26 protein-coding genes are annotated in these 25234 nt (G+C 65.4%); 8 read left to right on the top strand and 18 right to left on the bottom strand.

Annotated elements, in window-relative coordinates; all coding sequences use genetic code 11:
* Positions 1 to 81: 81 nt before the first annotated feature.
* Entirely contained in the window at positions 82 to 549 is a 468-nt protein-coding gene (locus N5C91_RS01720; protein WP_279827320.1) for a hypothetical protein, read from the top strand.
* Here N5C91_RS01720 and N5C91_RS01715 read toward each other — a convergent pair.
* The 8 genes from N5C91_RS01715 to tkt all read right to left on the bottom strand — a co-directional run bounded on the left by N5C91_RS01715 (position 543) and on the right by tkt (position 8703).
* The gene (locus tag N5C91_RS01715; protein ID WP_279827317.1) at positions 543 to 1037 is read right to left on the bottom strand and encodes a M48 family metallopeptidase; all 495 of its coding nucleotides are present in this window, start codon (positions 1035 to 1037) and stop codon (positions 543 to 545) included. The two genes, N5C91_RS01720 and N5C91_RS01715, sit on opposite strands and share 7 nt — an antisense overlap.
* Before the next feature lie 49 nt (positions 1038 to 1086).
* Positions 1087 to 1857, bottom strand: coding sequence for a class I SAM-dependent methyltransferase (locus N5C91_RS01710; RefSeq protein ID WP_279827314.1), 771 nt, complete (start codon positions 1855 to 1857; stop codon positions 1087 to 1089).
* Between the two features lie 37 nt (positions 1858 to 1894).
* On the bottom strand, positions 1895 to 2326 hold the full coding sequence (locus N5C91_RS01705; protein ID WP_279827311.1) for a hypothetical protein: 432 nt from the start codon (positions 2324 to 2326) through the stop codon (positions 1895 to 1897).
* 102 nt (positions 2327 to 2428) lie between these two features.
* Complete coding sequence (gene fba, locus N5C91_RS01700; RefSeq protein WP_024764154.1) at positions 2429 to 3493, bottom strand: class II fructose-bisphosphate aldolase; 1065 nt, start codon at positions 3491 to 3493, stop codon at positions 2429 to 2431.
* Between the two features lie 120 nt (positions 3494 to 3613).
* Positions 3614 to 3949 carry an MliC family protein gene (locus N5C91_RS01695; protein ID WP_236171203.1) on the bottom strand — a complete coding sequence of 112 codons (336 nt, stop codon included), beginning with the start codon at positions 3947 to 3949 and terminating at the stop codon, positions 3614 to 3616.
* Between the two features lie 424 nt (positions 3950 to 4373).
* Positions 4374 to 5537, bottom strand: coding sequence for a phosphoglycerate kinase (locus N5C91_RS01690; RefSeq protein ID WP_279827305.1), 1164 nt, complete (start codon positions 5535 to 5537; stop codon positions 4374 to 4376).
* Positions 5538 to 5565: 28 nt separating this feature from the next.
* Positions 5566 to 6612 (bottom strand): erythrose-4-phosphate dehydrogenase, encoded by a 1047-nt coding sequence (epd, locus tag N5C91_RS01685; RefSeq protein WP_236199100.1) that lies wholly within the window; start codon positions 6610 to 6612, stop codon positions 5566 to 5568.
* 93 nt (positions 6613 to 6705) lie between these two features.
* Positions 6706 to 8703, bottom strand: coding sequence for a transketolase (tkt, locus tag N5C91_RS01680; RefSeq protein WP_279827303.1), 1998 nt, complete (start codon positions 8701 to 8703; stop codon positions 6706 to 6708).
* Between the two features lie 250 nt (positions 8704 to 8953).
* Between tkt and N5C91_RS01675 the strand changes: the two genes are divergently transcribed.
* From N5C91_RS01675 to ligB, 3 genes are all read left to right on the top strand, one after another.
* Positions 8954 to 9955 carry a metalloregulator ArsR/SmtB family transcription factor gene (locus N5C91_RS01675; protein WP_236171198.1) on the top strand — a complete coding sequence of 334 codons (1002 nt, stop codon included), beginning with the start codon at positions 8954 to 8956 and terminating at the stop codon, positions 9953 to 9955.
* A gap of 17 nt (positions 9956 to 9972) precedes the next feature.
* Positions 9973 to 11163: a methionine adenosyltransferase gene (gene metK / locus N5C91_RS01670; protein ID WP_279827300.1), complete on the top strand. Its 1191-nt coding sequence runs from the start codon at positions 9973 to 9975 to the stop codon at positions 11161 to 11163.
* A 265-nt stretch (positions 11164 to 11428) separates the two neighbouring features.
* Positions 11429 to 13096 carry an NAD-dependent DNA ligase LigB gene (gene ligB, locus N5C91_RS01665; protein ID WP_279827298.1) on the top strand — a complete coding sequence of 556 codons (1668 nt, stop codon included), beginning with the start codon at positions 11429 to 11431 and terminating at the stop codon, positions 13094 to 13096.
* Positions 13097 to 13101: 5 nt separating this feature from the next.
* On the opposite strand, the gene N5C91_RS01660 is transcribed toward ligB, so the two are convergent.
* Complete coding sequence (locus tag N5C91_RS01660; RefSeq protein WP_279827296.1) at positions 13102 to 14406, bottom strand: ferric reductase-like transmembrane domain-containing protein; 1305 nt, start codon at positions 14404 to 14406, stop codon at positions 13102 to 13104.
* A gap of 172 nt (positions 14407 to 14578) precedes the next feature.
* On the opposite strand from N5C91_RS01660, the gene N5C91_RS01655 reads away from it, so the two are divergent.
* Positions 14579 to 15340: a metallophosphoesterase gene (locus tag N5C91_RS01655; RefSeq protein ID WP_279827294.1), complete on the top strand. Its 762-nt coding sequence runs from the start codon at positions 14579 to 14581 to the stop codon at positions 15338 to 15340.
* Here the strand turns inward: N5C91_RS01655 and N5C91_RS01650 are convergent.
* Positions 15337 to 16305: an alpha/beta fold hydrolase gene (locus N5C91_RS01650; protein ID WP_279827293.1), complete on the bottom strand. Its 969-nt coding sequence runs from the start codon at positions 16303 to 16305 to the stop codon at positions 15337 to 15339. The two genes, N5C91_RS01655 and N5C91_RS01650, sit on opposite strands and share 4 nt — an antisense overlap.
* Positions 16306 to 16455: 150 nt before the next feature.
* Between N5C91_RS01650 and N5C91_RS01645 the strand changes: the two genes are divergently transcribed.
* On the top strand, positions 16456 to 16854 hold the full coding sequence (locus N5C91_RS01645) for a DUF1090 domain-containing protein (RefSeq protein WP_236171192.1): 399 nt from the start codon (positions 16456 to 16458) through the stop codon (positions 16852 to 16854).
* Positions 16855 to 16937: 83 nt separating this feature from the next.
* Here the strand turns inward: N5C91_RS01645 and N5C91_RS01640 are convergent, their stop codons facing one another.
* The 3 genes from N5C91_RS01640 to N5C91_RS01630 all read right to left on the bottom strand — a co-directional run bounded on the left by N5C91_RS01640 (position 16938) and on the right by N5C91_RS01630 (position 18866).
* The gene (locus tag N5C91_RS01640) at positions 16938 to 17405 is read right to left on the bottom strand and encodes a cytochrome c (RefSeq protein ID WP_236171191.1); all 468 of its coding nucleotides are present in this window, start codon (positions 17403 to 17405) and stop codon (positions 16938 to 16940) included.
* Between the two features lie 144 nt (positions 17406 to 17549).
* Complete coding sequence (locus tag N5C91_RS01635; protein ID WP_236199108.1) at positions 17550 to 17936, bottom strand: MAPEG family protein; 387 nt, start codon at positions 17934 to 17936, stop codon at positions 17550 to 17552.
* Positions 17937 to 18035: 99 nt separating this feature from the next.
* A complete protein-coding gene (locus N5C91_RS01630; RefSeq protein WP_279827289.1) occupies positions 18036 to 18866 on the bottom strand; it encodes an EamA family transporter in 831 nt (276 codons plus the stop codon).
* A 146-nt stretch (positions 18867 to 19012) separates the two neighbouring features.
* Between N5C91_RS01630 and N5C91_RS01625 the strand changes: the two genes are divergently transcribed.
* Positions 19013 to 19627, top strand: a complete 615-nt coding sequence (locus N5C91_RS01625; protein ID WP_037011389.1) for a LemA family protein — start codon at positions 19013 to 19015, stop codon at positions 19625 to 19627.
* On the top strand, positions 19624 to 20607 hold the full coding sequence (locus tag N5C91_RS01620; RefSeq protein ID WP_236171188.1) for a YgcG family protein: 984 nt from the start codon (positions 19624 to 19626) through the stop codon (positions 20605 to 20607). Before N5C91_RS01625 ends, N5C91_RS01620 begins: the two co-directional genes overlap by 4 nt.
* Before the next feature lie 10 nt (positions 20608 to 20617).
* On the opposite strand, the gene N5C91_RS01615 is transcribed toward N5C91_RS01620, so the two are convergent.
* The 5 genes from N5C91_RS01615 to N5C91_RS01595 form a co-directional block, all read right to left on the bottom strand.
* Positions 20618 to 21394 (bottom strand): ABC transporter ATP-binding protein, encoded by a 777-nt coding sequence (locus tag N5C91_RS01615; protein WP_279827286.1) that lies wholly within the window; start codon positions 21392 to 21394, stop codon positions 20618 to 20620.
* Positions 21394 to 22200 carry an ABC transporter permease gene (locus N5C91_RS01610; protein WP_279827284.1) on the bottom strand — a complete coding sequence of 269 codons (807 nt, stop codon included), beginning with the start codon at positions 22198 to 22200 and terminating at the stop codon, positions 21394 to 21396. The genes N5C91_RS01615 and N5C91_RS01610 overlap by 1 nt, the downstream gene beginning before the upstream one ends.
* Before the next feature lie 89 nt (positions 22201 to 22289).
* Complete coding sequence (locus tag N5C91_RS01605; RefSeq protein WP_279827281.1) at positions 22290 to 23297, bottom strand: ABC transporter substrate-binding protein; 1008 nt, start codon at positions 23295 to 23297, stop codon at positions 22290 to 22292.
* A gap of 192 nt (positions 23298 to 23489) precedes the next feature.
* On the bottom strand, positions 23490 to 23897 hold the full coding sequence (locus tag N5C91_RS01600; RefSeq protein ID WP_169935900.1) for an acyl-CoA thioesterase: 408 nt from the start codon (positions 23895 to 23897) through the stop codon (positions 23490 to 23492).
* A 239-nt stretch (positions 23898 to 24136) separates the two neighbouring features.
* Positions 24137 to 25045: a LysR family transcriptional regulator gene (locus N5C91_RS01595; RefSeq protein ID WP_236199113.1), complete on the bottom strand. Its 909-nt coding sequence runs from the start codon at positions 25043 to 25045 to the stop codon at positions 24137 to 24139.
* Positions 25046 to 25234: the final 189 nt, after the last annotated feature.

The raw sequence follows: 25234 nt of genomic DNA, 5'->3' as shown, positions 1-25234 counted from the left end.
TGCGGCGGCGAACAACCCCAGACGACCGACCCCATCCGGCGCGTCAGGGGCTTCCCGCAGCAACTTCATCAGGAGCTTCGTATGCCGCGCCCCCTGCTTGGCCGGTTGTTCTGCCTGATCGCCCTACTGCTCGGCGCACCTCTGCTACGCCTGCTCGCGCAGCCCCGTTCGCTCGAACCCGCCCCTGATCTCGTCTATCTGGACCAACTGTTTGCCGTGCTGATTGCCAGCGCCGGCCTGGCCGGGCTGTTCATCGCTTTCCTGCTGAGGCTCGCAGGGCGAATCCTGGTGGCCTTGCTGCTCCTGGTGCCAGCCATCATCCTTTGCGCATGGCACCTGACCCATACCCACCTCGGCCCGGTATCACCGACGACAGAACAATACGAGCTGCTGCTGGCGGGCCTGGCGGTCTACGCCGTGGCGCTGGCGGGTATCCACTGGCTGAACCAGGGCGAGGGCGGTCCGCGCAAAGCGCTACGCTACCTCGGCCTTGCCTTGCTGCTGCCCTGGTGCCTGGGACTGTTCTACCTGGGGCGCCTCTATTACTGAGGCAGGTCGCGCCAGGTCAGGTAGACGCGCAGGTCGAACTCCAACTGGTGGTAGCCGGGCAGCATATGCTCGCAAAGCTGGTAGAAGGATTTGTTGTGGTCGCGCTCCTTCAGGTGCGCCAGCTCATGGACGACGATCATCTGCAGGAACTCGGGGGCCGCCTCCTTGAACAGCGAGGCAACGCGGATTTCCTTCTTCGCCTTGAGCTTGCCGCCCTGCACCCGCGAGATCGCCGTGTTCAGCCCCAGGGCACGCTGCACCACGTCCAGCTTGTTGTCGTAGAGCACCTTGTCCACCGCTGGCGCGGTGCGCATGTACTGCTGCTTGAGGTCCATGGCGTAGCTGTACAGCGCCTTGTCGCTCTGCACGTCGTGGCGACCGGGGTAGCGGCGCTCCAGGTACTCGCCGAGGCGATCCTGCTCGATGAGCTGGCGTACCTGGTCCTGGAGTTGCGGCGGATAGGCCTGGAGATAGCGAAGCGGCGACATGGGGAGCAACTGGCGGAAGAAACAGCCGCCAGTCTACCCCATTCGCCAATCAGGACAGCGCGCGAGTGCTGTAGGCCTCGGTGCGATAGGGCACCGCGATCTCGTCGCGTCCCTTGAGGTCCGGATGGCTGGCGATCAGCTCACGCAGTTGCTCGGCGACGCGCTGCTTCTGCTCTTGCGGCAACATGGCAATGAAGCTCACCGAGAGGATTCGCGCGACGATCACCTGCTCCGGCGGCCCCACGTGCTGGTAGCTGAACTCGCGCAGGCGCAGCGGCTCGAAGCGCGCGCCAGAAAAGGCCTGACGCCACAGCCCGGTGTGGAAGCGCGGCGTGCTGCCCTCATAGCGCTCGACGATGCGCGCCATCTCGGCAACCCAGTCCACCCGCTCATCGCGCACATTCCAGACCAGGCCCAGGTGGCCGCCCGGCTGCAGGACGCGATGAATCTCACGCAGCGCGCGCTCGTCGGCAAACCAGTGGAAAGCCTGAGCGCAGGTCAACGCATCGACGCTGTGCGCCGCGAGCGGCATGGCCTGGGCGGTACCGTTGAGCACCTTCACCGCTGGCAACTTCTCGCCCAGTTGCTCGCGCATCGCCGCCACCGGCTCGATAGCAGTGACCTGCGCGCCCGTGCGCACCAGCAGCGAGGTGAACTTGCCGGTACCTGCGCCAAGATCGACGACTTCCTTGCCAGCGCCGACCTCCAGCTCTTCCCCGAGCCAGCCCAGCAACTCGTCCGGGTAGTCGGGGCGCCCGTGGGCGTATGTCTTCGCCTCGCGGGCGTAACCCTCCCGCGCACTGCCATGTACATCCGTCATTTTGCCTCCAGAGCCCGCCCGAGCTGAGCACCCGCGCTCAGCGCAACCGGCAGGCCTTGCCGTCAAGACTGGTCTTTCCATCAAGATAGTCACGGTAGCAGCTGAGCAGGCGCGATTCCTTGACCCGGCAGCGTTTCTGTCGGCACTCGCTGGAAAACTCGAAGCGACCGCCGTCGGGATCGGCCAGCTGGATACGAATGGCCGGCCAGCCTTTCTTCGGCGCTTTCTCGGGAGTACTGAGCACGCGGTTCTCATTTTCCACCAGGGCTGCGCCCGCCTCAGCGTAATCGAAGACGAACAGCAGGGTGCGTGAGGTCTTCAGCGTGCACTCCTGGTGAGTCAGGCAGTTCTGCGCGTCCACTGGCAACTCCACTGGCAGCTTGGGTGGCGGCGCAACAGGCTCGGCCGGGCGCAACGAACAGCCGGCGACGAGCGTCAGCAGCAGGATGGAAAGCAACGCACGCAGCATCGGCGATTTCCTTCTGGCGGATACGAAAGAGCCCCGCAGGGCGGGGCTCTTCAGCTCTCCAGCTGTTCAGAAACAGAGCGAGAGCGGGAACCGGGCTCGAGATCAGTTGACCTTCGACACCAGCTCACCCTTGGCGTAGCGCTGGAACATGCCTTCCAGGGAGATCGGCTTGATCTTCGAGGCATGGCCGGCGGTGCCGAAGGCTTCGTAGCGAGCGATGCAGATATCACGCATGGCGACGATGGTCTTGGCGAAGAACTTGCGCGGGTCGAACTCGCTCGGCTGCTCGGCCATCATGCGGCGGATGGCACCGGTGGAGGCCAGGCGCAGGTCGGTGTCGATGTTGACCTTGCGCACACCGTGCTTGATACCTTCGACGATTTCCTCGACCGGCACACCGTAGGTTTCCTTGATGTCGCCGCCGAACTCGTTGATCACCTTCAGCCACTCTTGCGGCACCGAGGAGGAGCCGTGCATCACCAGGTGGGTGTTGGGGATGCGCTTGTGGATTTCCTTGATGCGCTCGATGGAAAGCACGTCGCCGGTCGGCGGCTTGGTGAACTTGTAGGCGCCATGGCTGGTGCCGATGGCGATGGCCAGGGCGTCGACCTGGGTCTTCTTGACGAAGTCAGCGGCTTCTTCCGGGTCGGTCAGCAGTTGGCTGTGGTCCAGCACGCCTTCGGCGCCCACGCCGTCTTCTTCGCCGGCCATGCCGGTTTCCAGGGAGCCCAGGCAGCCCAGCTCACCTTCCACGGATACGCCGCAGGCGTGGGCGAAGGCAACGGTCTGCTGGGTCACGCGGACGTTGTACTCGTAGTCGGCCGGGGTCTTGCCGTCTTCCTTCAGCGAGCCGTCCATCATCACCGAGCTGAAGCCTAGCTGGATGGAGCGCTGGCAGACGTCAGGGCTGGTGCCGTGATCCTGGTGCATGCACACCGGGATGTGCGGGAATTCTTCGATGGCCGCGAGGATCAGGTGGCGCAGGAAGGGCGCACCGGCGTATTTGCGGGCACCGGCGGAAGCCTGCACGATCACCGGGGAATCGGTCTTGTCGGCCGCTTCCATGATGGCGCGCATCTGCTCCAGGTTGTTGACGTTGAAAGCCGGAACGCCGTAGCCGAACTCGGCGGCGTGGTCCAGCATTTGGCGCATGCTGATGAGTGCCATGGTCTTCGCTTCTCCCAGAAGTCAGGCTCGGTTACACGAGCCCCTTAACTACAAGTTTGGAAGCCTGCCGCAGGGGCAGGCCGTGTTCAAGTCTTCCGGCACACGCCGGACAATCGGCGCTCAGGGCGCCTTGCAACCACGGCCGATCAGGTCGTTGCTCTCGACCCAGTAGACCAGGCCCTGGTCGCCTTTGATGCTCAAGCCGATCAGCCCGTCGCTATAGAAAGCGCCGGAGCCGCCGGGTTCCTCTTCCAGGTGATGGACAACGTCGTCCTCACCCAGCTTCAGGTCGACCACCGACTTGCTGGGATCGACGTAGCGCCACTGCACCTCGGCCTTGCTGTCACAGACCCAGTGGTTCCAGCCACTGCCCGAAGCCGACTTGCCGCCGGACGAATGGCTTGAGCAGCCCGCCACCAGCGATAGGGCCAGGGCCGGGACGATATAACGCAGCATCGGGCGACTCTCCTTCGGGCGGACGCGCCGCCGGATATCCAATGCGCCAGATTGCCCGTCCCGCCGCAGGAACGCCAGTGCCGCCTGCGCCAGGGCGCGGACGACACCGTCAGTTCGTGATCCCGACCGCCGCAGCGACGCCTCAGGGACAATTCACTGGCTTCTGGTCAGGAGTCGGATCGCCGCTACTCTGGCTTTCCACCCGCTCGCGGTTCTGGTCCGAAGGCACCATGACCGCGGGCGGGCTCATCACTTCACAGGTACTGGGTGTTCCGCCGCCTCCGGCGCAACCCACCAGCACGAGGCAAAACGACAACAGAGGGGTGACAGCTCGCATGACCGTTCTCCTTGGCATCCGTACAAGGCTTGTGACCCGAGGATGTCGCGGAGGTTTGCTTTACTGTCGCCCCGGCAGCGCGCCGGCTCAGGCCTTGGCGCGCTGTTCCAGTACTTCCACGGCCGGCAGGACCTTGCCCTCGACGAACTCGAGGAAGGCGCCACCACCGGTGGAAATATAGGAAATCTGCTCGCCGATGCCGTATTTGTCGATGGCAGCCAGGGTGTCGCCACCGCCGGCAATGCTGAAGGCGGAACCTTCGGCGATGGCCTTGGCCAGTGTCTTGGTGCCTTCGCCGAACTGGTCGAACTCGAACACGCCGACCGGACCGTTCCAGAGGATGGTCCTGGAGGTCTTCAGCAGCTCGGCGAACTGGGCGGCGGTCTTCGGGCCGATGTCCAGGATCATGTCGTCGTCGGCCACGTCAGCGATGTCCTTGACGGTAGCAACGGCGGTCTCGGCGAACTCCTTGGCAACCACCACGTCCACCGGCAGCGGTACGCTGACCTTGGCAGCGATGGCCTTGGCGGTGTCGACCAGATCGGCTTCGTACAGCGACTTGCCGACCTTGTGGCCCGCCGCGGCGAGGAAGGTGTTGGCGATGCCGCCGCCGACGATCAGTTGGTCGCAGATCAGCGCCAGGCTATTCAGCACGTCGAGCTTGGTGGACACCTTGGAGCCGGCGACGATGGCGGCCATTGGGCGCGCCGGGTTGCCCAGGGCCTTGCCCAGGGCTTCCAGCTCGGCGGCCAGCAGCGGGCCAGCAGCGGCGACCTTGGCGAACTTGGCTACGCCGTGGGTGGAACCCTCGGCGCGGTGGGCGGTGCCGAAGGCGTCCATGACGAACACGTCGCACAGGGCAGCGTATTGCTGGGCCAGTTCGTCGGCGTTCTTCTTCTCGCCCTTGTTGAAGCGCACGTTCTCGAACAGCACGACTTCACCCGGCTTCACGTCGACGCCGCCCAGGTAGTCCTTGACCAGCGGCACGGCGCGGCCCAGGGCCTTGGACAGGTAGTCGGCGACCGGCTGCAGGCTGTTCTCCTCGGAGAACTCGCCTTCGGTCGGGCGACCCAGGTGCGAGCAGACCATCACCGCCGCGCCCTTCTCCAGAGCCAGCTTGATGGTCGGCAGCGAGGCCAGGATGCGCGCGTCGCTCTTGACCACACCGTCCTTCACCGGAACGTTGAGGTCTTCGCGGATCAGTACGCGCTTACCTTGGAGGTCGAGGTCGGTCATCTTCAACACGGTCATGACAGTCAGTCCTGTAGGGGCTGTTTGATTAACGTTCAGTAGCGGCGACCTGCAGGAAGTGCCCTGCAGTGTCGAGCATGCGGTTGGCGAACCCCCACTCGTTGTCGAACCAGGCCAGCACGTTCACCAGGCGGGGGCCGGAAACGCGGGTCTGGCTGCCATCGACGATGGCCGAGTGCGGGTCATGATTGAAATCGCAGCTGGCGTGAGGCAGCTCGGTGTATGCCAGCAGGCCTTTCAGCGGGCCTTCGCTGGCGGCCTGGCGCAGCACGCGGTTGATCTCCTCGGCGGACGTATCGCGGGAGACCTGCAGGGTGATGTCCAGGGCCGAGACGTTCACCGTCGGCACCCGAATGGCTTTGGCCTGGATTCGCCCGGCGAGTTCCGGCAGCAGGCGCTCGATGCCGCGCGCCAGACCAGTGGACACCGGGATCACCGACTGGAAGGCCGAGCGCGTGCGGCGCAGGTCTTCGTGGTGGTAGGCGTCGATCACCGGCTGGTCGTTCATCGCCGAATGGATGGTGGTGATCGAGACGTACTCGATGCCCACCGCCTCGTTCAGCAACTTGAGCAGCGGCACGCTGCAGTTGGTGGTGCAGGAGGCGTTGGAAACCAGTGTTTCGGCGCCGGAGAGGCCCTGCTGGTTGATGCCGAAGACCACGGTGGCGTCGATGTCCGCCTCGCTGGCCATCGGCTGGGAAAACAGTACCCGCGGCGCGCCGGCGCCGAGGAAGCGCTCGCCGTCTGCACGGGTGTTGTAGACGCCGGAGCATTCCAGCACCAGATCGACGTCCAGGGCGCGCCAGTCGATGGCCTCAGGCTCGGCCTCGCGGAACACCTTCACGCAATCGCCGCCCACATGCAGGCAACCGTCGGCCACGCTCACCTCGCCGGGGAAGCGGCCGTGGGTGGAGTCGAAGCGGGTCAGGTATTCGAGGCTGGCCAGGTCCGCCAGGTCGTTCAGGGCGACGATGGAGAAACCGGCCTTGGCGCCGCGCTCGTGCAGGGCACGGAACACGCAGCGGCCGATGCGGCCGTAGCCGTTGAGGGCAACTCGGTAAGGGCGCTTGGACATTGTTATCCCTTGGTGATCTTCATAGGAGCGAACCTGCCCGTGAGTCGAGCGAAGCGGTTCGCGAGCAAGCTCGCTCCTACAATGAAGCCTCGATCAGGCTTCGAGCAGCTCGGCGGCGACTTCCAGCACGTTCTCGACGGTGAAGCCGAAGTGCTCGAACAGCGCCGGGGCCGGGGCCGACTCACCGAAGGTGGTCATGCCGATGACGCGGCCTTCCAGGCCCACGTACTTGTACCAGTAGTCGGCGTGAGCGGCTTCGATGGCGATGCGCGCAGCAACCTGTACCGGCAGCACGGCCTGCTTGTAGCCGGCGTCCTGCTGATCGAAGACGCTGGTGGACGGCATGGAAACCACGCGCACCTTGCGGCCTTCGGCGCTGAGTTTGTCGAACGCCTGGACGGCCAGGCCGACTTCGGAGCCGGTGGCGATCAGGATCAGCTCCGGCTCGCCGTCGCAGTCCTTCAGCACGTAGGCGCCGCGGGCTACGTCGGCCAACTGGGCGGCGTCACGCGGCTGGTGCGGCAGGTTCTGGCGGCTGAAGATCAGCGCGGACGGGCCATCAGCACGCTCGATGGCGTACTTCCAGGCCACCGCGGACTCCACGGCATCGGCCGGGCGCCAGGTGTCCAGGTTCGGGGTCAGGCGCAGGCTGGCCAGCTGCTCGATCGGCTGGTGGGTCGGACCGTCTTCGCCCAGGCCGATGGAGTCGTGGGTGAACACGTACAGCACGCGCTGCTTCATCAGAGCGGACATGCGCACGGCGTTGCGGGCGTATTCCATGAAAATCAGGAAGGTCGCGCCGTAGGGGATGAAGCCGCCGTGCAGGGCCACGCCGTTCATGATGGCGCTCATGCCGAACTCGCGCACGCCGTAGAACAGGTAGTTGCCATTGGCGTCATCGGCGCTCACGCCTTTGCAGCCTTTCCACAGGGTCAGGTTGGAACCGGCGAGGTCCGCGGAGCCGCCCAGCAGTTCCGGCAGCAGCGGGCCGAAGGCGTTCAGGGCGTTCTGGCTGGCCTTGCGGCTGGCGATGGTCTCGCCTTTCAGGGCGACGTCGGCGACGTAGGCAGCGGCCTTCTCGGCGAAGTCGGCCGGCAGCTCACCGGCAACCCGGCGCTCGAACTCGGCAGCCAGTTCCGGATGCGCGGCCTGGTAGGCGGCAAAGCGCTTGTTCCACTCGGCTTCGCGGGTGGCGCCGGTGTCCTTGGCGCTCCACTCGGCGTAGATGTCTGCGGGGATTTCGAACGGCGCGTGGTTCCAGCCCAGCGCGGCGCGGGTGGCGGCCACTTCGTCGACGCCCAGGGCGGCGCCGTGGCTTTCTTCCTTGCCCTGCTTGTTCGGCGAGCCGAAGCCGATGATGGTCTTGCAGCAGATCAGGGTCGGCGCATCGCTCTTGCGGGCGGTCTCGATGGCGGTCTTGATTTCGTCGGCGTCATGCCCGTCGACGTTGCGGATCACCTGCCAGCCGTACGCTTCGAAGCGCTTGGGAGTGTCGTCGGTGAACCAGCCGTGGACTTCGCCGTCGATGGAGATGCCGTTGTCGTCGTAGAAGGCAACCAGCTTGTTCAGGCGCAGGGTGCCGGCCAGCGAGGCGACTTCATGGGAGATGCCCTCCATCATGCAGCCATCGCCCAGGAAGGCGTAGGTGTAGTGATCGACGATGCTGTGACCGTCGCGGTTGAACTGTGCGGCCAGTACCTTCTCGGCCAGCGCCATGCCCACGGCGTTGGCGATGCCCTGGCCCAGGGGGCCGGTGGTGGTCTCGACGCCGGCGGTGTAGCCGTACTCCGGGTGGCCCGGGGTGCGCGAGTGCATCTGGCGGAAGTTCTTCAGGTCGTCGACGGTGACGTCGTAGCCGGTGAGGTGCAGCAGCGAGTAGATCAGCATCGAGCCGTGGCCGTTGGACAGCACGAAGCGGTCACGGTCAGCCCACTGCGGGTTGCTCGGGTTGTGCTTGAGGTAGTCACGCCAGAGGACTTCGGCGATATCCGCCATGCCCATGGGGGCGCCGGGGTGGCCGCTGTTGGCTTTCTGCACGGCATCCATGCTCAATGCGCGGATGGCGTTGGCTCGCTCACGACGGCTGGGCATCGCTGAATCTCCTGCGGGGGCTGCTTCGAAAGATCGAAGGGAATGAAAAAAGGCCGGTATTTTCGCCCAGCCAGGCCCTGCGGGGCAATGAGATTCGGGCTACAGGCTACAGGCGGCAGGCCGCAAGTCCTGGCCGGCAACCGCCTGCCGCTTGTCGCCTGTAGCCTGTAGCTGCCTTTCGTCTCCAATATCAAAACTTTTTGATACAGCTATTGCCCGCCCTGAAAGCCGCGACTAGACTGCGCGACCTATGAGCCTGCGCCTGCCCGAAATCCGCCACGACGATTGCGACCAACTGGCCGCCCTGTGCAAGGCCGGCGGCGATCCGCTGCGGCTGAACGTCCTGCGGGTGCTGGCCAACGATTCGTTCGGCGTGCTGGAACTGGCGCATATCTTTGCCGTCCGCCAGTCGGGCATGAGCCACCACCTCAAGGTGCTGGCCCAGGCCGGCCTGGTCGCCACCCGCCGCGAAGGCAACGCGATTTTTTATCGCCGCGCCCTGCCCCAGGGCGACAGCCTGGGCGGCACGCTGCATGGGGCGCTGCTCGAGGAAGTCGACGAACTGGCACTGGCCGATGACGTCAGCGCCCGCATCGATGGTGTACATGCCCAGCGTGCCACCGTCAGCCGCGACTACTTCGCCCGCAGTGCAGAGAAGTTCCAGGCGACCCAGGACCTGATCGCAGGACTGCCGCAATACCGCGAAAGCGTGCTGGCGCTGCTCGATGCACTGAGCTTCGCCCCCGGCGCCACGGCGCTGGAAGTCGGCCCCGGCGACGGAGGTTTCCTCCCCGAGCTGGCCCGGCGTTTCGATCAGGTCACGGCGCTGGACAACAGCGAGACCATGCTCGAAATGGCACGGCAACGTTGCGCCAGCGAAAGCCTGAACAACGTCCGACTGCGGTTGGGCGATGCCTTGCAGGACATCGACGACGCGGCGGACTGCGTGGTGCTGAACATGGTGCTGCATCACTTCGCCGCACCCGCGGAGGCCGTGAAGCAGCTGGCACACCTGGTGAAGCCCGGTGGCAGCCTGCTGGTGACCGAACTCTGCAGCCACGACCAGAGCTGGGCCCGCGAGGCCTGTGGTGATCTCTGGCTGGGGTTCGAACAGGAAGACCTGGCCCTCTGGGCCGAAGCCGCCGGGCTTGCGTCCGGCGAAAGTGTTTACATCGGTTTACGCAATGGCTTTCAGATCCAGGTGCGGCACTTCGCCAAACCGGATTCGCGAAGCGTCCTCACCCACCGGTAAATGATAGGAACCGTTAGATGAGCGAATACTCTGTTTTCACCTCCGAATCCGTCTCCGAAGGCCATCCGGACAAGATCGCAGACCAGATTTCCGATGCGGTGCTCGATGCCATCATCGCCAAGGACAAATACGCCCGCGTGGCCTGCGAAACCCTGGTGAAGACCGGTGTCGCGATCATCGCCGGCGAAGTCACCACCTCCGCCTGGGTCGACCTGGAAGAGCTGGTGCGCAAAGTCATCATCGACATCGGCTACAACAGCTCCGACGTCGGCTTCGACGGCGCCACCTGCGGCGTGCTGAACATCATCGGCAAGCAGTCCGTGGACATCAACCAGGGCGTCGACCGCGCCAAGCCGGAAGACCAGGGCGCTGGCGACCAGGGCCTGATGTTCGGCTACGCCAGCAACGAAACCGACGTGCTGATGCCCGCACCGATCTGCTTCTCCCACCGTCTGGTGGAGCGCCAGGCCGAGGCCCGCAAATCCGGCCTGCTGCCGTGGCTGCGCCCGGACGCCAAGTCCCAGGTCACCTGCCGCTACGAGAACGGCAAGGTGGTCGGCATCGACGCCATCGTCCTGTCCACCCAGCACAACCCGGAAGTCAGCTACAAGGACCTGCGCGAAGGCGTGATGGAGCTGATTATCAAGCAGGTACTGCCGGCCGAACTGCTGCACAAGGACACCCAGTTCCACATCAACCCGACCGGCAACTTCGTCATCGGCGGCCCGGTGGGCGACTGCGGCCTGACCGGTCGCAAGATCATCGTCGACTCCTACGGCGGCATGGCCCGTCACGGCGGCGGCGCGTTCTCCGGCAAGGACCCGTCCAAGGTTGACCGTTCCGCCGCCTACGCCGGCCGCTACGTGGCCAAGAACATCGTTGCCGCTGGCCTGGCCGAGCGTTGCGAGATCCAGGTGTCCTACGCCATCGGCGTGGCCCAGCCGACCTCCATCTCGATCAACACCTTCGGTACCGGCAAGATCAGCGATGAGAAGATCGTCCAACTGGTCCGCGAGCACTTCGACCTGCGTCCGTACGCGATCACCAAGATGCTCGACCTGCTGCACCCGATGTACCAGCCGACCGCGGCCTACGGCCACTTCGGTCGCAACCCGTTCGAAATGACCTACGACGGTGACACCTTCGCCGCCTTCACCTGGGAGCGCACCGACAAGGCTGCCGCCCTGCGTGACGCCGCCGGCCTGTAAGGCCCGGATGCAGGAAAAGCCCCGCCTCGGCGGGGCTTTTTCGTTTCCGGCCCAGTAGCTTTTCGCAGGGGCGAGCTTGCTCGCGAACGGCCCGGACGATGGGGTTGAGAGGTTCGTGAGCAAGCTCACTCCTACAGGGGGCGCCACGCTCCTCCATCATCTCCAACATCCGACACAGCACAGCGAAGCGTCCCACCCATCCCTCGGCATCGGTCAACGTGCAGCGCTTCTAGGCTGCGCCTCATTGCCCCGTGCGGAGGCTGCCATGCCACGCTTGATCGTCGCCCTGCTGCTTTGTCTTGTCTCCACCGTCCAGGCCTGCCCAAGCTGGCCCACCGATCAGGCGCAGCTGCAGCTCGAAGCACTCAGCGCCCAGCTCAATCAGTGGGATGACGCCTATCATCGCGACGGGCGATCCCCGGTCGCCGACGAACTCTACGACCAGGCCCGCGAGCGACTGCGGCAGTGGCAGGCCTGCTTTCCGCAAGCCCTGATCGCCCCCGCGACACCCCTGGCCGGTAGCGCCGGAGAAGTCCGCCACCCGTTCGTTCACACCGGCCTGGACAAGCTCCCTGACGCCTCGGCGGTGCGCAACTGGCTGGCCAACCGCAGCGATCTCTGGGTGCAGCCAAAGGTCGACGGCGTGGCGGTCACGCTGATCTACCGCGATGGTCGCTTCGCCCAGGCGATCAGCCGCGGTGACGGCAGCACTGGCCAGGACTGGTCCGCCAATGCGCAACGGATCGCAGCAATCCCCGGACAGTTGCCCGGCGAGCACGGCCAGCGGGTCCTGCAAGGCGAGCTGTACTGGCGCCAGCCACAGCATGTACAGGCCGTGCACGGGGGCGCCGGGGCACGCGGCAAGGTCGCTGGGTTGATGGCGCGCAAGGAACTGGGCGACGAAGGAGCACAGATCGGCCTGTTCGTCTGGGAGTTGCCGGATGGCCCGCTGGAAATGCCCGAACGCCTGGCACGCTTGCGCCAGCTGGGATTCGGCGACAGTGCCGAACTGACCAAGCCGGTGACTGGTCAAGCTGAAATCGAGGCCTGGCGCGAGCGCTGGTATCGCCAGCCGCTCCCCTTCGCCAGCGATGGCATCGTCATCCGCCAGGGCCGCCGGCCACCGGGCAAGGCCTGGAGCGCACAGGCACCGGGCTGGGCGGTGGCGTGGAAGTATCCGCATCAACAGGCACTGGCCGAGGTTCGCCGCGTGGAGTTCAAGGTCGGCCGCAGCGGGCGGGTCACGCCCGTGCTGCACCTGGCTCCGGTGGAGCTGGATGGGCGCATTATCCAGCGCGTCGGCGTCGGCTCGCTCAAGCGCTGGCGCAGCCTCGACATCCAGCCCGGCGACCAGGTCGCCGTGGCACTCGCCGGACTGACCATTCCTCGCCTGGACGGCGTGGTCTGGCGCACACCGAATCGCGTCGAACTGGCCGCACCAGTGGACGATCAATTCAACGCGCTCTCCTGCTGGCGCCCCACTGAAGGCTGCAACGAACAGTTCCTGGCCCGGCTGGAATGGCTGGGTGGCAAGAACGGCCTGGGGCTTTCCGGCGTCGGCGCAGGTACCTGGCGACGCCTGCACGAGGCCGGCCTGCTGTCGGGGCTGCTCGACTGGATGACGCTGACGCCAGCGCAATTGAGCCAGGTCCCCGGCCTGGGCGAGCGTAGCGCTGCCAGCCTGCATCAGCAGTTCCAGCTCGCTCGCCAACGCCCCTTCAGCACCTGGCTACGCGCTCTCGGCGCGCCCGCCGTCGATGCCCACCCAGCGGCAGCCGACTGGTCTGCGCTGGCCGCCCACAGCGCCCAGCAATGGCAGGCCAGACCCGGCATCGGCAAGGTTCGCGCGGCGCAGTTGGAAGCTTTTTTCCAGGCGGAGGAAGTCGTGCAACTGCGCGGGCAATTGCACGACCTCGGTGTCACCGGTTTCTGAGCGCCTCAGCGCATCTGGAAGGCTTCCTGGTGGAAGCGGTTGCTTGGCATGCCCTGGCGACGCAGGTCACGACGCAACAGCTCGGCCAGCGCCTGCGGGCCGCAGAACCACACGCTCGGCCAGCGCCCCTGCGCGCCGGGCTGCAGGCCCAGATCAGCCGCCTGCAGGTAGCCCTCGCTCTCGCTGTAGTGCACGCGCAGGTCGATGCGAGGCAGCTTCGCGCACAACTCGCGCAGGCGCCCGGCGTATATGGCGTCGGACGGTGAGCGCACGCAGTACAGCAGCGTTACTTCCGGGCAGTCGTCCGGCCGCGCCTGCAGTGACTCGAGCCAGGCCAGGAACGGCGTGATGCCGATACCACCGGCGATCCACACCTGCCGCTCGCCCTTGTCACGGCGGAAGTCGAAGCGACCATAAGGGCCTTCCACCTTCACCGGATCACCGACCTTCAGTCCTTCCTGAAGGCGCTGCGTGTAGTCCCCCAGTGCCTTGATGCTGAAACGCACCTCGCCATTGCCCAGATCGCCGCTGGAAATAGTGAAAGGGTGCTGCCCCTCCAGGCGATCACAGGTCAGAAAGGCAAACTGGCCGGCACGATGCTGCCAGCGGCCCTGCAGCTTGCAAGTCACTTCCAGCATGCGTTCGCCGGGACGCTCGAGCGCCACCACGACGCCCTGGTGGGTGCGTCGACGGCCGATCTGCCCGGCCAGCGACCAGAGCGCGCACAGGCTGCCCACCGCCGCGCAGAACGCCACCAGCCATCCGATCGGCTGCGCCCAGTAGCCCGCCGGCGCCAGCACCACGCCATGGAAGGCGAGCACCAGGTAGACCACTGCGAGGGTTTTGTGGACGTAACGCCACAGGTGGTAGGGGAAGCGCTGCCAGAGGGTGATGACCAGCATCGCCGCCAGCAGCCAGGCCGACCACTCGCCCAGGTCCTTGGCCGAACCGCGGAAGACGTCGAGGAAGGTTTCCACCCGCGGCCCCTTCGCCGGCTTGGCAATGAACTCGGCAAGCAGCGGCCCGCCCAGCTCCATCAGGTAGTGCAGCAGACCGAGCACGATGGCCAGGATGCCCGCCCACTTGTGCGCGCGGTACATGCGGTCGAGGCCGTCGAGAGGCCTCTCCAGCCACACCGGGCGCACCGCCAGCAGCATGATCAACGACATCAGCGCAAAGGACGCGACACCCGTGAAGAGAATGGCCTGCTTGCGCAGAACCCAGATGTCCAGCGTGGCCGGCGGGTCGACGAACAGCGCCAGGCCAAAGGTGGCCGCCACGGCCAGTAGTACGATCCAGATAAGTTTCATGAGTCCTCCTTGGGGCGCCAAAGCAGCGGGCCCAAGCGGAAGCTGAAGGAACCTTCTGAATCATCCCTTAATTTCGAAGGGTCTTTAGCCAGGCATTGGCAATGCCATGACCCATGTCAAACGCAGCGTCCTTCGTTATTCTCGGCAGATTCCTAAATGCCAGTTACACGCCATGCGCCTGCGAGTTCTTTCCGATCTTCACCACGAACATTTCCCCAACGGCCGTCGCGCATTGCCGCAAGCGGCGGCGGATGTCGTCGTTCTGGCTGGAGACATTCACGAGCACCTGCAAGGCCTGCATTGGGCCCGCGAAGAATTTCCCGACAGCGAGATCATCTACGTCGCCGGCAACCACGAGTTCTATCACTCCGACCTGCCCGAACTGACCCAGGCCATGCGCAATCTGGCGCGGACGCTGGATATCCACTTCCTGGAAAAGGACGCGGTGATCCTCGACGGTGTCCGCTTCCTCGGCGCGACGCTATGGACCGACTTCCAGCTCTATGGCAAGTGCGCAGCAGAGCTGGCCTGCGATCAGGCGCGGTTGCTGATGCCGGACTTCAACACCGTGGACTACTTCACCCGGCCCTTCACGCCGGACATGAGCCGCGAGTTGTGCGAAGCCACCTGCGAGTGGCTGGAAGCGGAACTGGCCCGCCCCTTCGCCGGACCGACCGTGGTCGTCACCCACCACGCTCCGAGTGCCCATTCGATCCCCGCCTACTACGTCGGCGATGCGTTATCCCCCGCGTTTGCCTCGAACCTTGAAAGCCTGGTCGAACGCTGCGACCTGTGGATCCACGGGCATGTTCACGAATGCCTGGACTACCGTGTCGGCAAAGGCCGCGTGGTCGCCAACCCCGGCGCCTATCCGGGCGAGGACAGCGGCTTCGATCCCTGCCGGGTCATCGAGCTGCAGCGCCCCGATCATTAACGCGAAAGTTCGCTGAAGAAGCGCCAGATTTCGGCCGGGCCGTCGAGTTGCGGGTCGACCTGCCCGAGCATTCGCGGCGGCCGGTAGAGCGGTTGTGAAATCAGGTGGCCGCCGCCGAACACCGTCACCAGTTCGACAGGCGGACCGCCACCGTCGGCCCAGCGCTGCCGCTGTGTCCATATCGGGCCGGGCTGGGTCAGCTTGTCCACCTGCGGCTTACCGCCCTGGCCATTGCGCTGTGCCAGTGCCAGAGCGGAGTCCTCGGCGGAAAGCACGTTGCCGCGATCACCGAAGCCGAACAGGGTGACCCGTCCCCCCGCGTAGGGATTGATCGGGTCTCGCGTGCCATTCATCAACAACGCGGCCTTGGGTTGCCCGGCGGGACGGCAGGCATCGTTGTCGCCAGTCGGCAGGCTGGCGGCGACGGCGGCGACGCCGTCGACCTTGTCCGGTGCCTCGGCGGCCAGGCGAAGCGCCATTTGTCCGCCATTGGAGTAGCCGGTGACGAACACCCGCTCAGGATCGACACCGCGCTCGCGCTGAAGACTTTCAATCATTTGCGAGAGGAAGCCGACATCGTCGATATTCAGACGCCGTGCGCTGTAGGAGGCAGCCCGCCGACAGTCATTCCAGTGCCCCTCGAAACCATCGGGGTAGAGCACCAGGAAGCCATCACGGTCAGCCAACGCGTCGAAGCGGTAGCCGCTATCGCGGCGCATGCGCTCGCCGTTGCTCTGCGAACTGTGCAGCACCACCAGCAACGCCGGGCGCTCGGCCAGCTTCTGCGGCACATAGAGCACATAGCTGCGCCGCCGTTCGCCCTGGCGTATCGAGGCATCCTCGCTGCTGCCGCTCAGCACCGGCTGCAACGTCAGTTCACCGGGCACATACCACCAGCCGCCGACCAGCAGCGCCAGCACCAGCAGCGCGATGAGTGCCTGCACGATCCGCATAGCCACCCGCATACAGCTTCTCCTTGCCCGCGCGGCGGGCCTTGCGAGTCCCGGCCTGGTTCGGAGGCGATTGTCCTGGGGCAGCCCCTCGCCCGGTCGTCCATGGCAAACTCTAGCCGTTGACTCCAACGTCATAGTGTTTGGTAACCAAGGATTCCGAAAATGTTCCGAAGCTCTGTCCTGATGGCCACCGTTCTCGCCTTCGGCTGCGCCAGCCCGCTGTTTGCCGCCGATGCCGCCCAGCAACCGCTGACCGGTTGCGCCGCCAAGCGTGCCGCCATCGAAACCCAGCTCGAACACGCCAAGGCCCAGGGCAACGGCAACCGCGTCGCCGGCCTGCAGACCGCCCTGGAGAAGGTGAAGACCTATTGCACTGACGCCAGCCTCACGCAGGAGCGCAAGCAGAACGTGCTGGATGCGGAGAAGGAAGTCGCCCAGCGCGAGAAGGATCTGCGCAAGGCTATGAACAAGGGCGACGCGGAGAAGATCGAGAAGCGCAAGGACAAGCTGGCCGAGGCCCGCGCCGAGCTGGAGCAGGCCAAGCGCGAACTGGAGGAGTGAACCTGCAGGAGCGAGCTCGCTCGCGAACAGCTCCGCGACGGAGTGTGTTCGCGAGCAGGCTCGCTCCTACGGGACCGCGCGCCTTAAAGCGCGCGGAACTTCTTGTGGCAGGCTTCGCAGGCGTCTTCCACCGCGGCGAAGTCCTTGCGCACGCCTTCGGGTGTCGGCGCGGCGTTGCGGGTGTTTTCGCCCAGGGCGCGAACCGCTTGCTCGAAGGTCTTGGCGTCGGCCTGGAACTCCAGCTGGCGCTGCCAGATTTCCGCCTTGGCGCGGGTGTCGTCGCTCTCCACCTTGTCCGCCGGCGGCTGGGTCGTGGGGAAGTACTGCCAGGGCTTGTCGGCCAGCTCACCCAGCTTGGTCGAGTTGGCGCGGAACTTGTCCCCGTCGAACGGAATTCGACCGCGCAGCATGCCGCCCATGTCCTCACTGGTCTTGAGCATCTCCTTGAACACCGCCTGGCGCTTGTACTCCGGCGAGTTGGGGTCCAGGCGATGGCAGCCGGCAAGCGCGGTGCCGGCCAGCAGCAGAACGAGCAGGGTCTTCAACTTCATGGGGGACTCTTGTAGGACGGCTAGACACGGAAGCGCCGGATTATCCGCCCCGTTCCCCGAATGATCCAGACCGCGCGCCGGTCGCTGCGGCCATCCGCCGCAGCGCCGACTCATTCGTTCAGCTGCCGTTCAGGCACGCACAGGTCAGGCGGAAACGACGAAGATCGCGATGATCAGCGCCATGCCGAGGAACCAGGCCAGCGAGCGCAGCAGCGCCAGGTCGGCGATGTAGAAGATCAGGTAGAGCAGGCGGCTGGTGACCCAGGCAATGGCCAGGCGGTCGATGGTGGCGGGCTCGGCGTTGTTCACCAGGTAGGCGATGATCACCGCCGCGGCGAAGGCCGGGGTGACCTCGAAGCTGTTCATCTGGAAGGCGTTGGCGCGCTTGCGGTAGCCCTCCAGGGTAGCGAGGAAGGTGCGTGGGTCATGGTTCTGCCGGGGGCCGAAACCGCCGCCGGTGAACTTGGCGATGCTGGTGCCGACATAGGGCAGGAAGATCGCGATCAGGACGCACCAGAAGGCAATGGGCATGGTGGAAGACTCGTCGAGGGGAAAGCGCGCAGCTTAGGGCATGGCCACGCCCGCGTCCTTGACCGACCTGGCGGCGCGCTTCGTAGCGCGAGCCAATCCTCAGAGCTTCATCACCAGCATGCCCGCCAGCACCAGGCTGCACGCGGCCAGGCGCGGCAGGCCGAAGGGCTCCTTGAGGAAGCGCATGCCGAACAGCACCACCAGCAGTACGCTGGTCTCGCGCAGCGCGGCGGCCTCGGCGATGGAGCCCAACTGCATGGCCCAGAGCACCAGCCCGTAGCTGAGCAGCACGCAGAAGCCGACGCTGATACCCAGCTTCCAGTCGTTGATCCAGAACCTGGCAAACGCGCGAGTACGCCCGACCAGCGCCACCAGCGGGAACGGCAGACCGGACAGCAGCGACAGCCAGACCAGGTAGTCCAGCGGCTTCGGCCAGAGCTTCAGCGCGTTGCCGTCTGTCCAGGTGTAGCTGCCGATGCACAGGCCCATCAGCAGCACGGTGGGATAGGCGATCCACGGCAGCTTCGAGCCGCCACCACCCTTGAGCAGGAACAGCATGCCGACCGGGATCAGCAGAATGCCGAGGATCTGTTTGTCGCTCAGGTGCTCGCCGCCGAAGTAGAGGGTCAGCGCCAGCACCACCAACGGCGACAACCCGCGCATCAGCGGGTACACCAGTCCCAGGTCACCGACCTTGTAGGCCTGGATCAGCAGCACCCGATAGACCAGTTGCAGCGTCACGGCGGCCAGCAGCCATGGCCAGACCTCGGCGGGTGGAAGCTCGATCCAGCGCAGCAGCGCCAGCGCGGCGGCGAGGCCGACCATGTCCATGCAGGCAACCACCAGCAGGCGGTCGTTGCTGAACTTGACGAGGGTGTTCCAGGTGGCGTGCAGCAGGGCGGCCAGCAGCACCAGGGTAGTGGCGAGCACGAAAACGAACTCCTGGTATAGACCAGAGCAATTCTACCCCGAGCCACCCCATGGCCGGCAAGCGCTGGCTGTTTCGGACATTTCCAACTGCCTCCTCAGCCATAACTGGCCTAGACTGGGCCTTTTCGCCAGCACGAGCCTCTGCCATGCCACGCCTGATCAAATTCCTGACCGCTTACATCCTCGTCACCCTGCTCTCCGGCTGCGGCTACAACGCCATGCAATCCGGCGATGAAGGGGTGAAGGCCGCCTGGTCGGAAGTGCTCAACCAGTACCAGCGCCGCGCCGACCTGATCCCCAACCTGGTCAGCACCGTGAAGGGCTATGCCGCCCATGAAGCCAGCGTGCTGACCCAGGTCACCGAGGCCCGCGCCAAGGTCGGCAGCACCACCCTGAACGCCGACCAGCTCGACGACCCGGAAGCGGTCAAGCGCTTCCAGCAGGCCCAGGGGCAGCTCAGTTCGGCGCTGTCGCGCTTGCTGGTGGTCTCGGAAAATTACCCGCAGCTCAAGGCTGACGGCCTGTTCAAGGACCTGCTGACCCAGCTCGAAGGCACCGAGAACCGCATCACCGTGGCCCGCGGCCGCTATGTGAAGGCTGTGCAGGAGTACAACGTGATGATTCGCCAGTTCCCGCAGGTGATCACCGCGAAGATCTTCGGCTACAAACCCAAAGCCAACTTCAGCGTCGAGAACGAAGCTGCCATTTCCACCGCGCCTAAAGTGGACTTCGGCAACGCGCCGGCGCAGCCCGCGCAATGACCCTGCCGCGCTGGCTGCTGACCGCCCTGCTGCTGTGCTGGGCGGTCGTGCTGCAGGCGGCGCCGGTCGCCATTCCGCCGCTCAGCGCCCGCGTCACCGACCTCACCCAGACCCTCGATGCCGGGCAGCGCGCGCAGCTGGAAAGCCAGCTCGCCGGCCTGGAGCAGCGCAAAGGCGCGCAGATCGCCGTGCTGCTGGTGCCCACCATCGGTGAGGACAGCATCGAGGACTACGCGGTGCGCGCTTTCGAGCAATGGAAGCTGGGCCGCAAGGGCGTGGATGACGGCGTGCTGTTGGTGGTTGCGAAGAATGACCGTACGCTGCGAATCGAAGTCGGCTACGGGCTGGAAGGCACCATCACCGACGTGCAGGCCGGCCGGATCATCCGCGAACAGATCGTGCCCTTCTTCCAGAAGGGCGACTTTGCCGGCGGCATCCAGGCCGGCGTCGACAGTCTGATCGCACTGATCGAGCCACCAGCCAACGCCGCCACTGCGGGCAGCGCCGATGACGAACTGCCGCGCACAGGCCCGGCAGAGAACTACAGCGACGCCTATTCCAACCGCAACGCGACGGCGGCCGAGGAAATCCCGCCCACCCGCCTCGCGGCGCTGCTCGGCTTGCTGGTCGGCGTACCGCTGCTGGGCATGCTGCTGCCGGTGTCCTGGATGCGCCAGCGCAGCATGGGCCGCTACCTGTTGTGCAGTGTGCTGGTGGGGGGCATCGCCGCCGGCGTGCTGCTGGTCAGCGAAGCCAATCCCGCGGCGCTGCAACAACAGATGATTGGCGCCTTCTCGATCCCGCTGGTGCTGTACATCTTCTTCCTGCCGCCGATGTGGCTGACCATGGGCGTGCTGCAACTGCTCATGACGATCATCAGCTCGATCGGTCGTGGCGGGCGTGGGGGTGGCGGCGGTGGCGGAGGCTTCCGTGGCGGCGGTGGCTCCAGCGGCGGCGGCGGAGCCTCCGGCCGCTGGTAATGCAGAGCCCTCAGAGGGCGGAAACGCTCTGCTCTTCCTCGCGGATCGAGCGCAGCACCTGACGCTGCAGGTCGATGAACTCGGCGCTGGCGGCCATGTCCTCGTGGCGTGGGCGGCCGAGCTTCACGTCGAAGGTGGTCTTGATCCGCCCCGGCCCGAGTCCCATCACCACGATGCGGTCGGACAGGTAGACCGCCTCTTCCACGTCGTGGGTAACGAACATCACCGTCAGCCGGTGGGTTTCCCAGATGCGCGTGAGCAGTTCCTGCATCTGGTGGCGGGTCATCGCATCCAGCGCGCCGAAGGGCTCGTCCATCAGCAGGATCTTCGGCCGGTAGGACAGCGCCCGGGCGATCGCCACGCGCTGCTTCATACCGCCGGACAATTCGTTCGGGTAGGCCTCGGCGAACTTCGTCAGCTTCACCAGTTCCAGGTGCTCGTCGGCGATCTCGCGGCACTGCGCGCGGGACAGGCCGGCGGCCTTGAGGGCGAACTCTACGTTCTGCCGCGCGGTGAGCCAGGGCAGCAGGGTGTACGACTGGAACACCACGCCACGGTCCAGGCCCGGCCCGGTGATCGGCACGCCGTCGACCTTCACGCTGCCGCTGTCGAACTCTTCCAGGCCGGCGGCGATGGACAGCAGCGTGCTCTTGCCGCAGCCGGAGGTGCCGACGATGGACACGAACTCGTTGTCCGCCAGCGTCAGGTCGATGTTGCGCAGCACCTCGCGGCGCTCCTTGCCGACCGCGAAACTCTTGTTCAGGCCGGAGATTTCCAAAGTCGCCATCAGTTGCGCCTCCGGTTGTAGCGGAACAGGACCTTCTCGCCGGCGCGCATGGCCTGGTCGGTAATCAGGCCGAGGAAGCCGAGCAGCAGGATGTAGCCGATGATGGTGTCGGTCTGGAAAAAGCGCTGGGACACGGTGATGCGATAACCCAGGCCGGAGGTGGCGGCCACCAGTTCGGCCAGCACCAGCCAGGTCCAGGCCCAGCCGAGGCTGATACGCAGGGCATCCCAGATCCCCGGCAACGCACTGGGCAGGACGATCCTCAGGAGAATGCGGCGATCCGGCATGCCGAGCGTGCGACCGAGGCCGACGAAGTCCGCCGGCACGCGCTTGATCGCGTCCATCACCATCAGCACCTGCTGGAAGAAGGTGCCGATCCAGATGATGAGGAATTTCTGGAAGTCGCTGGTACCCGCCCAGAGGATGGTCAGCGGGACGAAGGCGACCACCGGCATGTAGCGCACGAAGTCCACCAGCGGCTCGGTGGCGGCCTTCCAGAAGCCGTAACAACCGGCGAACACGCCGATCACGATGGACATCGCCGAGGACACCAGGAAGGCCACGGCGATGCGGTACACACTGACCTTCAGGTCCGACCACAGCGTGCCATCGGCAGCCAGCTTGAGCATGCGCGCCCAGACGTCGCCGGGCGCCGGCAGGAATATCTTCGGCACCGCGCCACTGGCGCCGGCCAGCCACCAGAGCAGCGCCAGCAGGACGAACACGGCGCCGCCGATGAGCAGGAAATGGCGCTGCGCGATCGGCTTGCCGATGGTGAACAGCGGGTTGGATTTGCGGGCTTTCATGTCGGGCTCGTCGAACGGGGAAAGACGCGCGCCGGCTCAGGGCCGACGCGCGCCAGGTATCAGCAGATCAATGCCGGAACGTCAGCGGCTCAGAGCGCCTCGACGAAACGCGCGTCGATGGCCTGCGCCGGGGTGACCGGCTGCTGCAGGATGCCGGCTTCGCTGGCGGCCTTCTGGATATGCTCGAAGGAGCCCTTCTGGAAGGCGCCCTTCAGTTCGGCCTGGTTCTCCTTCACCGAATAGAAGTGCACGCCGTCGAAGGCACTGCTCAGCTCGGACTCGTCGGCGCCTACGCCCTTGGCGATGGCGGCGCGGCCTTCGGCGCTCTTCTCGTTGTAGTGCTTCAGACCCGCTTCCCAGCTCTTGATCAGCGCCAGCACCTGGCCGGGACGCTCCTTCAGGACTTCGTCGCGAACGACGAACACGTCACTGATGATGCCCGGGTCATCCGAGCCCTTGTACAGCAGGTTGACCTTGGGGTTCTGCTGCTTGGCGGCGGAAAGGTACGGCTCGTAGGTGACGGCGGCCGGAACCTGGCCGGCGATCAGCGCGCTGCCGGCGTTGGCGGCGGGCATCGGCACCGGCTGCACATCGGCGATGGTCAGGCCGGCCTTGCGCAGAGCGCTGTGCAGGAGGATGTCGCTGGTGGTGCCTTCTTCATAGGCGACCTGCTTGCCCTTGAGGTCGGTCAGGGTCTTGATCGACGGATCGACGATCAGCGCGTCGGCGCTGGTGCTCTGGTCCAGCAGCAGGACGATCTTCACCGGCAGACCCGCAGCGACCATGGCCATGGCGGTATGGGTGGCGAGGTTGCCGCCGTCGATCTGGCCGCTGGCGAGGGCGGCGTTCATGTCCTTGTCTTCGGTGAAGTTGACCAGTTCGACCTGCTCCAGGCCGTTGGCCTTGAAGGCGCCGGCCTGTTCGGCGACGTACCACTGGCCGTAGCCCAGCCAGGGCTGCATGCCCATCTTGAACGTGCCGGCCTCGGGCTTGGTGTCGGCCTTGATCGATGCGGCGTGTGCGGCGCCGGCCAGCAACAGGCTGGCGCAGGTGGCCACGGCCAGTTGGCGCAGCGCGGATGCGAAGGTGGTGTACATGGTCTCTCCCCGGTCATTGTTTTGCAGTTGCATTCCCTGGGAATGAACTGCTGGATCGGCGGGGAGCGTGCGTCGGCCCATGCCCGCCGTGGGCGGGCACAGGCTCACATTCAATCGACGCAAATGCAAAGGTTTTCGCCGCGGTTCGGCTTGGCTCCGGGCACGCTGGCAATCACCCTCGCGGGCCAGCCATCAGGGCTGGGGAATGGCATCATCCTTGAACTGGTCCTTGATGTACTTGATCTCGGTGCGACCGTGGGGCGCCGGCTGGCCATCTGGGCCGATGTTGACGAAGACCATCTTGTCGACCGTGAGGATGCTCTTGCGGGTGATCTTGTTGCGCACTTCGCAGGTCAGGGTGATCGAGGTGCGGCCGAACTCGGTGGCGGTGATGCCCAGTTCGATGATGTCGCCCTGGCGCGCGGAGCTGACGAAGTTGATCTCCGAGATGAACTTGGTCACCACGCGCTGGTTGCCCAGCTGGATGATGGCGTAGATCGCTGCTTCTTCATCGATCCATTTCAGAAGGCTACCGCCGAACAGGGTGCCGTTCGGGTTGAGGTCTTCAGGCTTGACCCATTTGCGGGTGTGGAAATTCATGGAAGCTCCTTCTTGGGAGGTTGCGCCTCGTGAGCGCGATGACGGGGAAAGCCCCGCCGGCAATGCAAGTCTGGACCAGGCCGGCGCCAGATAACTTGCCATGACTCAGAGCCTATTCAACATCTTGCGAGCTAGAGCAGAACAAGGCGGAAACAGGCTGAAAAAGCGGAGTTTACGTTCTGTAAATGAGCATTTTTCAGCCTGTTTCCAACGCGGTTATGCCGACGCGCAGCAGATGTTCAGCCGAGGCAGGCTTCGACGCGGTATCGTGCGGCCTCATCCACCAGCCAGTCGCGGAAAGCGCCGAGGGTCGCCGATTCCACCTTGCGTTCGGGAATCATCAGGTAATAGGCATTTTCGCTCAAATAGGCATGTTGCATCGGCACGATAAGCCGCCCATCGGCCAGCTCGTGCTGGATCAGCATCGGCGGAATCAGCGCCACGCCCATGCCGTGCATCGCCGCCTGGGCAAGCATGGAAAACAGTTCGTAGCGGGTGCCGCTCATGTCGTGCGCGACGCTCATGCCCAGCGAGCCGAACCACTGGCGCCAGGCGTAGGGCCGGGTGGTCTGCTGCATCAACGGCAGCTCGGCAATCTGCGCGGCAGACAGTTCTCGGCGCCCACCCAGCAGCTCGGGACTGCACACCGGTACCGGGTTCTCGTGCATGAGGAAGTTCGCCACCGTGCCGGACCACACGCCATCACCGAAATACAGCGCCGCATCGAACTCGGTGTCGGCGAAGAGGAACGGCCGCGTGCGGTTGGTCAGGTTCACCGTGACTTCCGGGTGCAGGCGCTTGAAGTCCTTCAGTCGCGGCAGCAGCCACTGGGTCGCAAAGGTCGGCACCACCGCCAGCTCCAGCGTGCCACCGCCCTGCTGGCCCATCACCGCCAGGGTGTCGCGCTCCACGGCATCCAGACGCTGGGCGACGCGACGGCTGTAGTTGAGCCCCGCCTCGGTCAGCTTCACCCCGCGCCGCGAGCGACGGAACAGCTCGACGCCGAGGAACTCCTCCAGCGTGGCGATCTGCCGGCAGATGGCACTCTGGGTCAGCGACAGCTCATCCGCGGCCTTGGTGAAGCTCTCGTGGCGGGCCGCCGATTCGAAGGCGACCAGCGCCGCGGTGGTCGGGATCTTGCGTCGCATCGAATGCCTCTTCGGAATATCGTGATGCACAGAATTCGCCAGCACCTCCTGATATAGAGGCCATTGCTGCGAAAACCCGCATCAACCCTGAAATTACGGAGTGACAAAATAGCACAACAGCGTGCGAATTAGTCGGTTGCCCGGCTTCCCGACGGCTGACTAGGATGGCCTACACCGAGCCCGCCTAGA

This window comes from Pseudomonas sp. GD03903, assembly GCF_029840045.1.
GTDB classification, from domain to species: Bacteria; Pseudomonadota; Gammaproteobacteria; order Pseudomonadales; family Pseudomonadaceae; genus Pseudomonas; species Pseudomonas pseudonitroreducens.
Note: the sequence above shows the minus strand (reverse complement) of the source record. Positions and strands in the feature narration are given on the sequence as shown.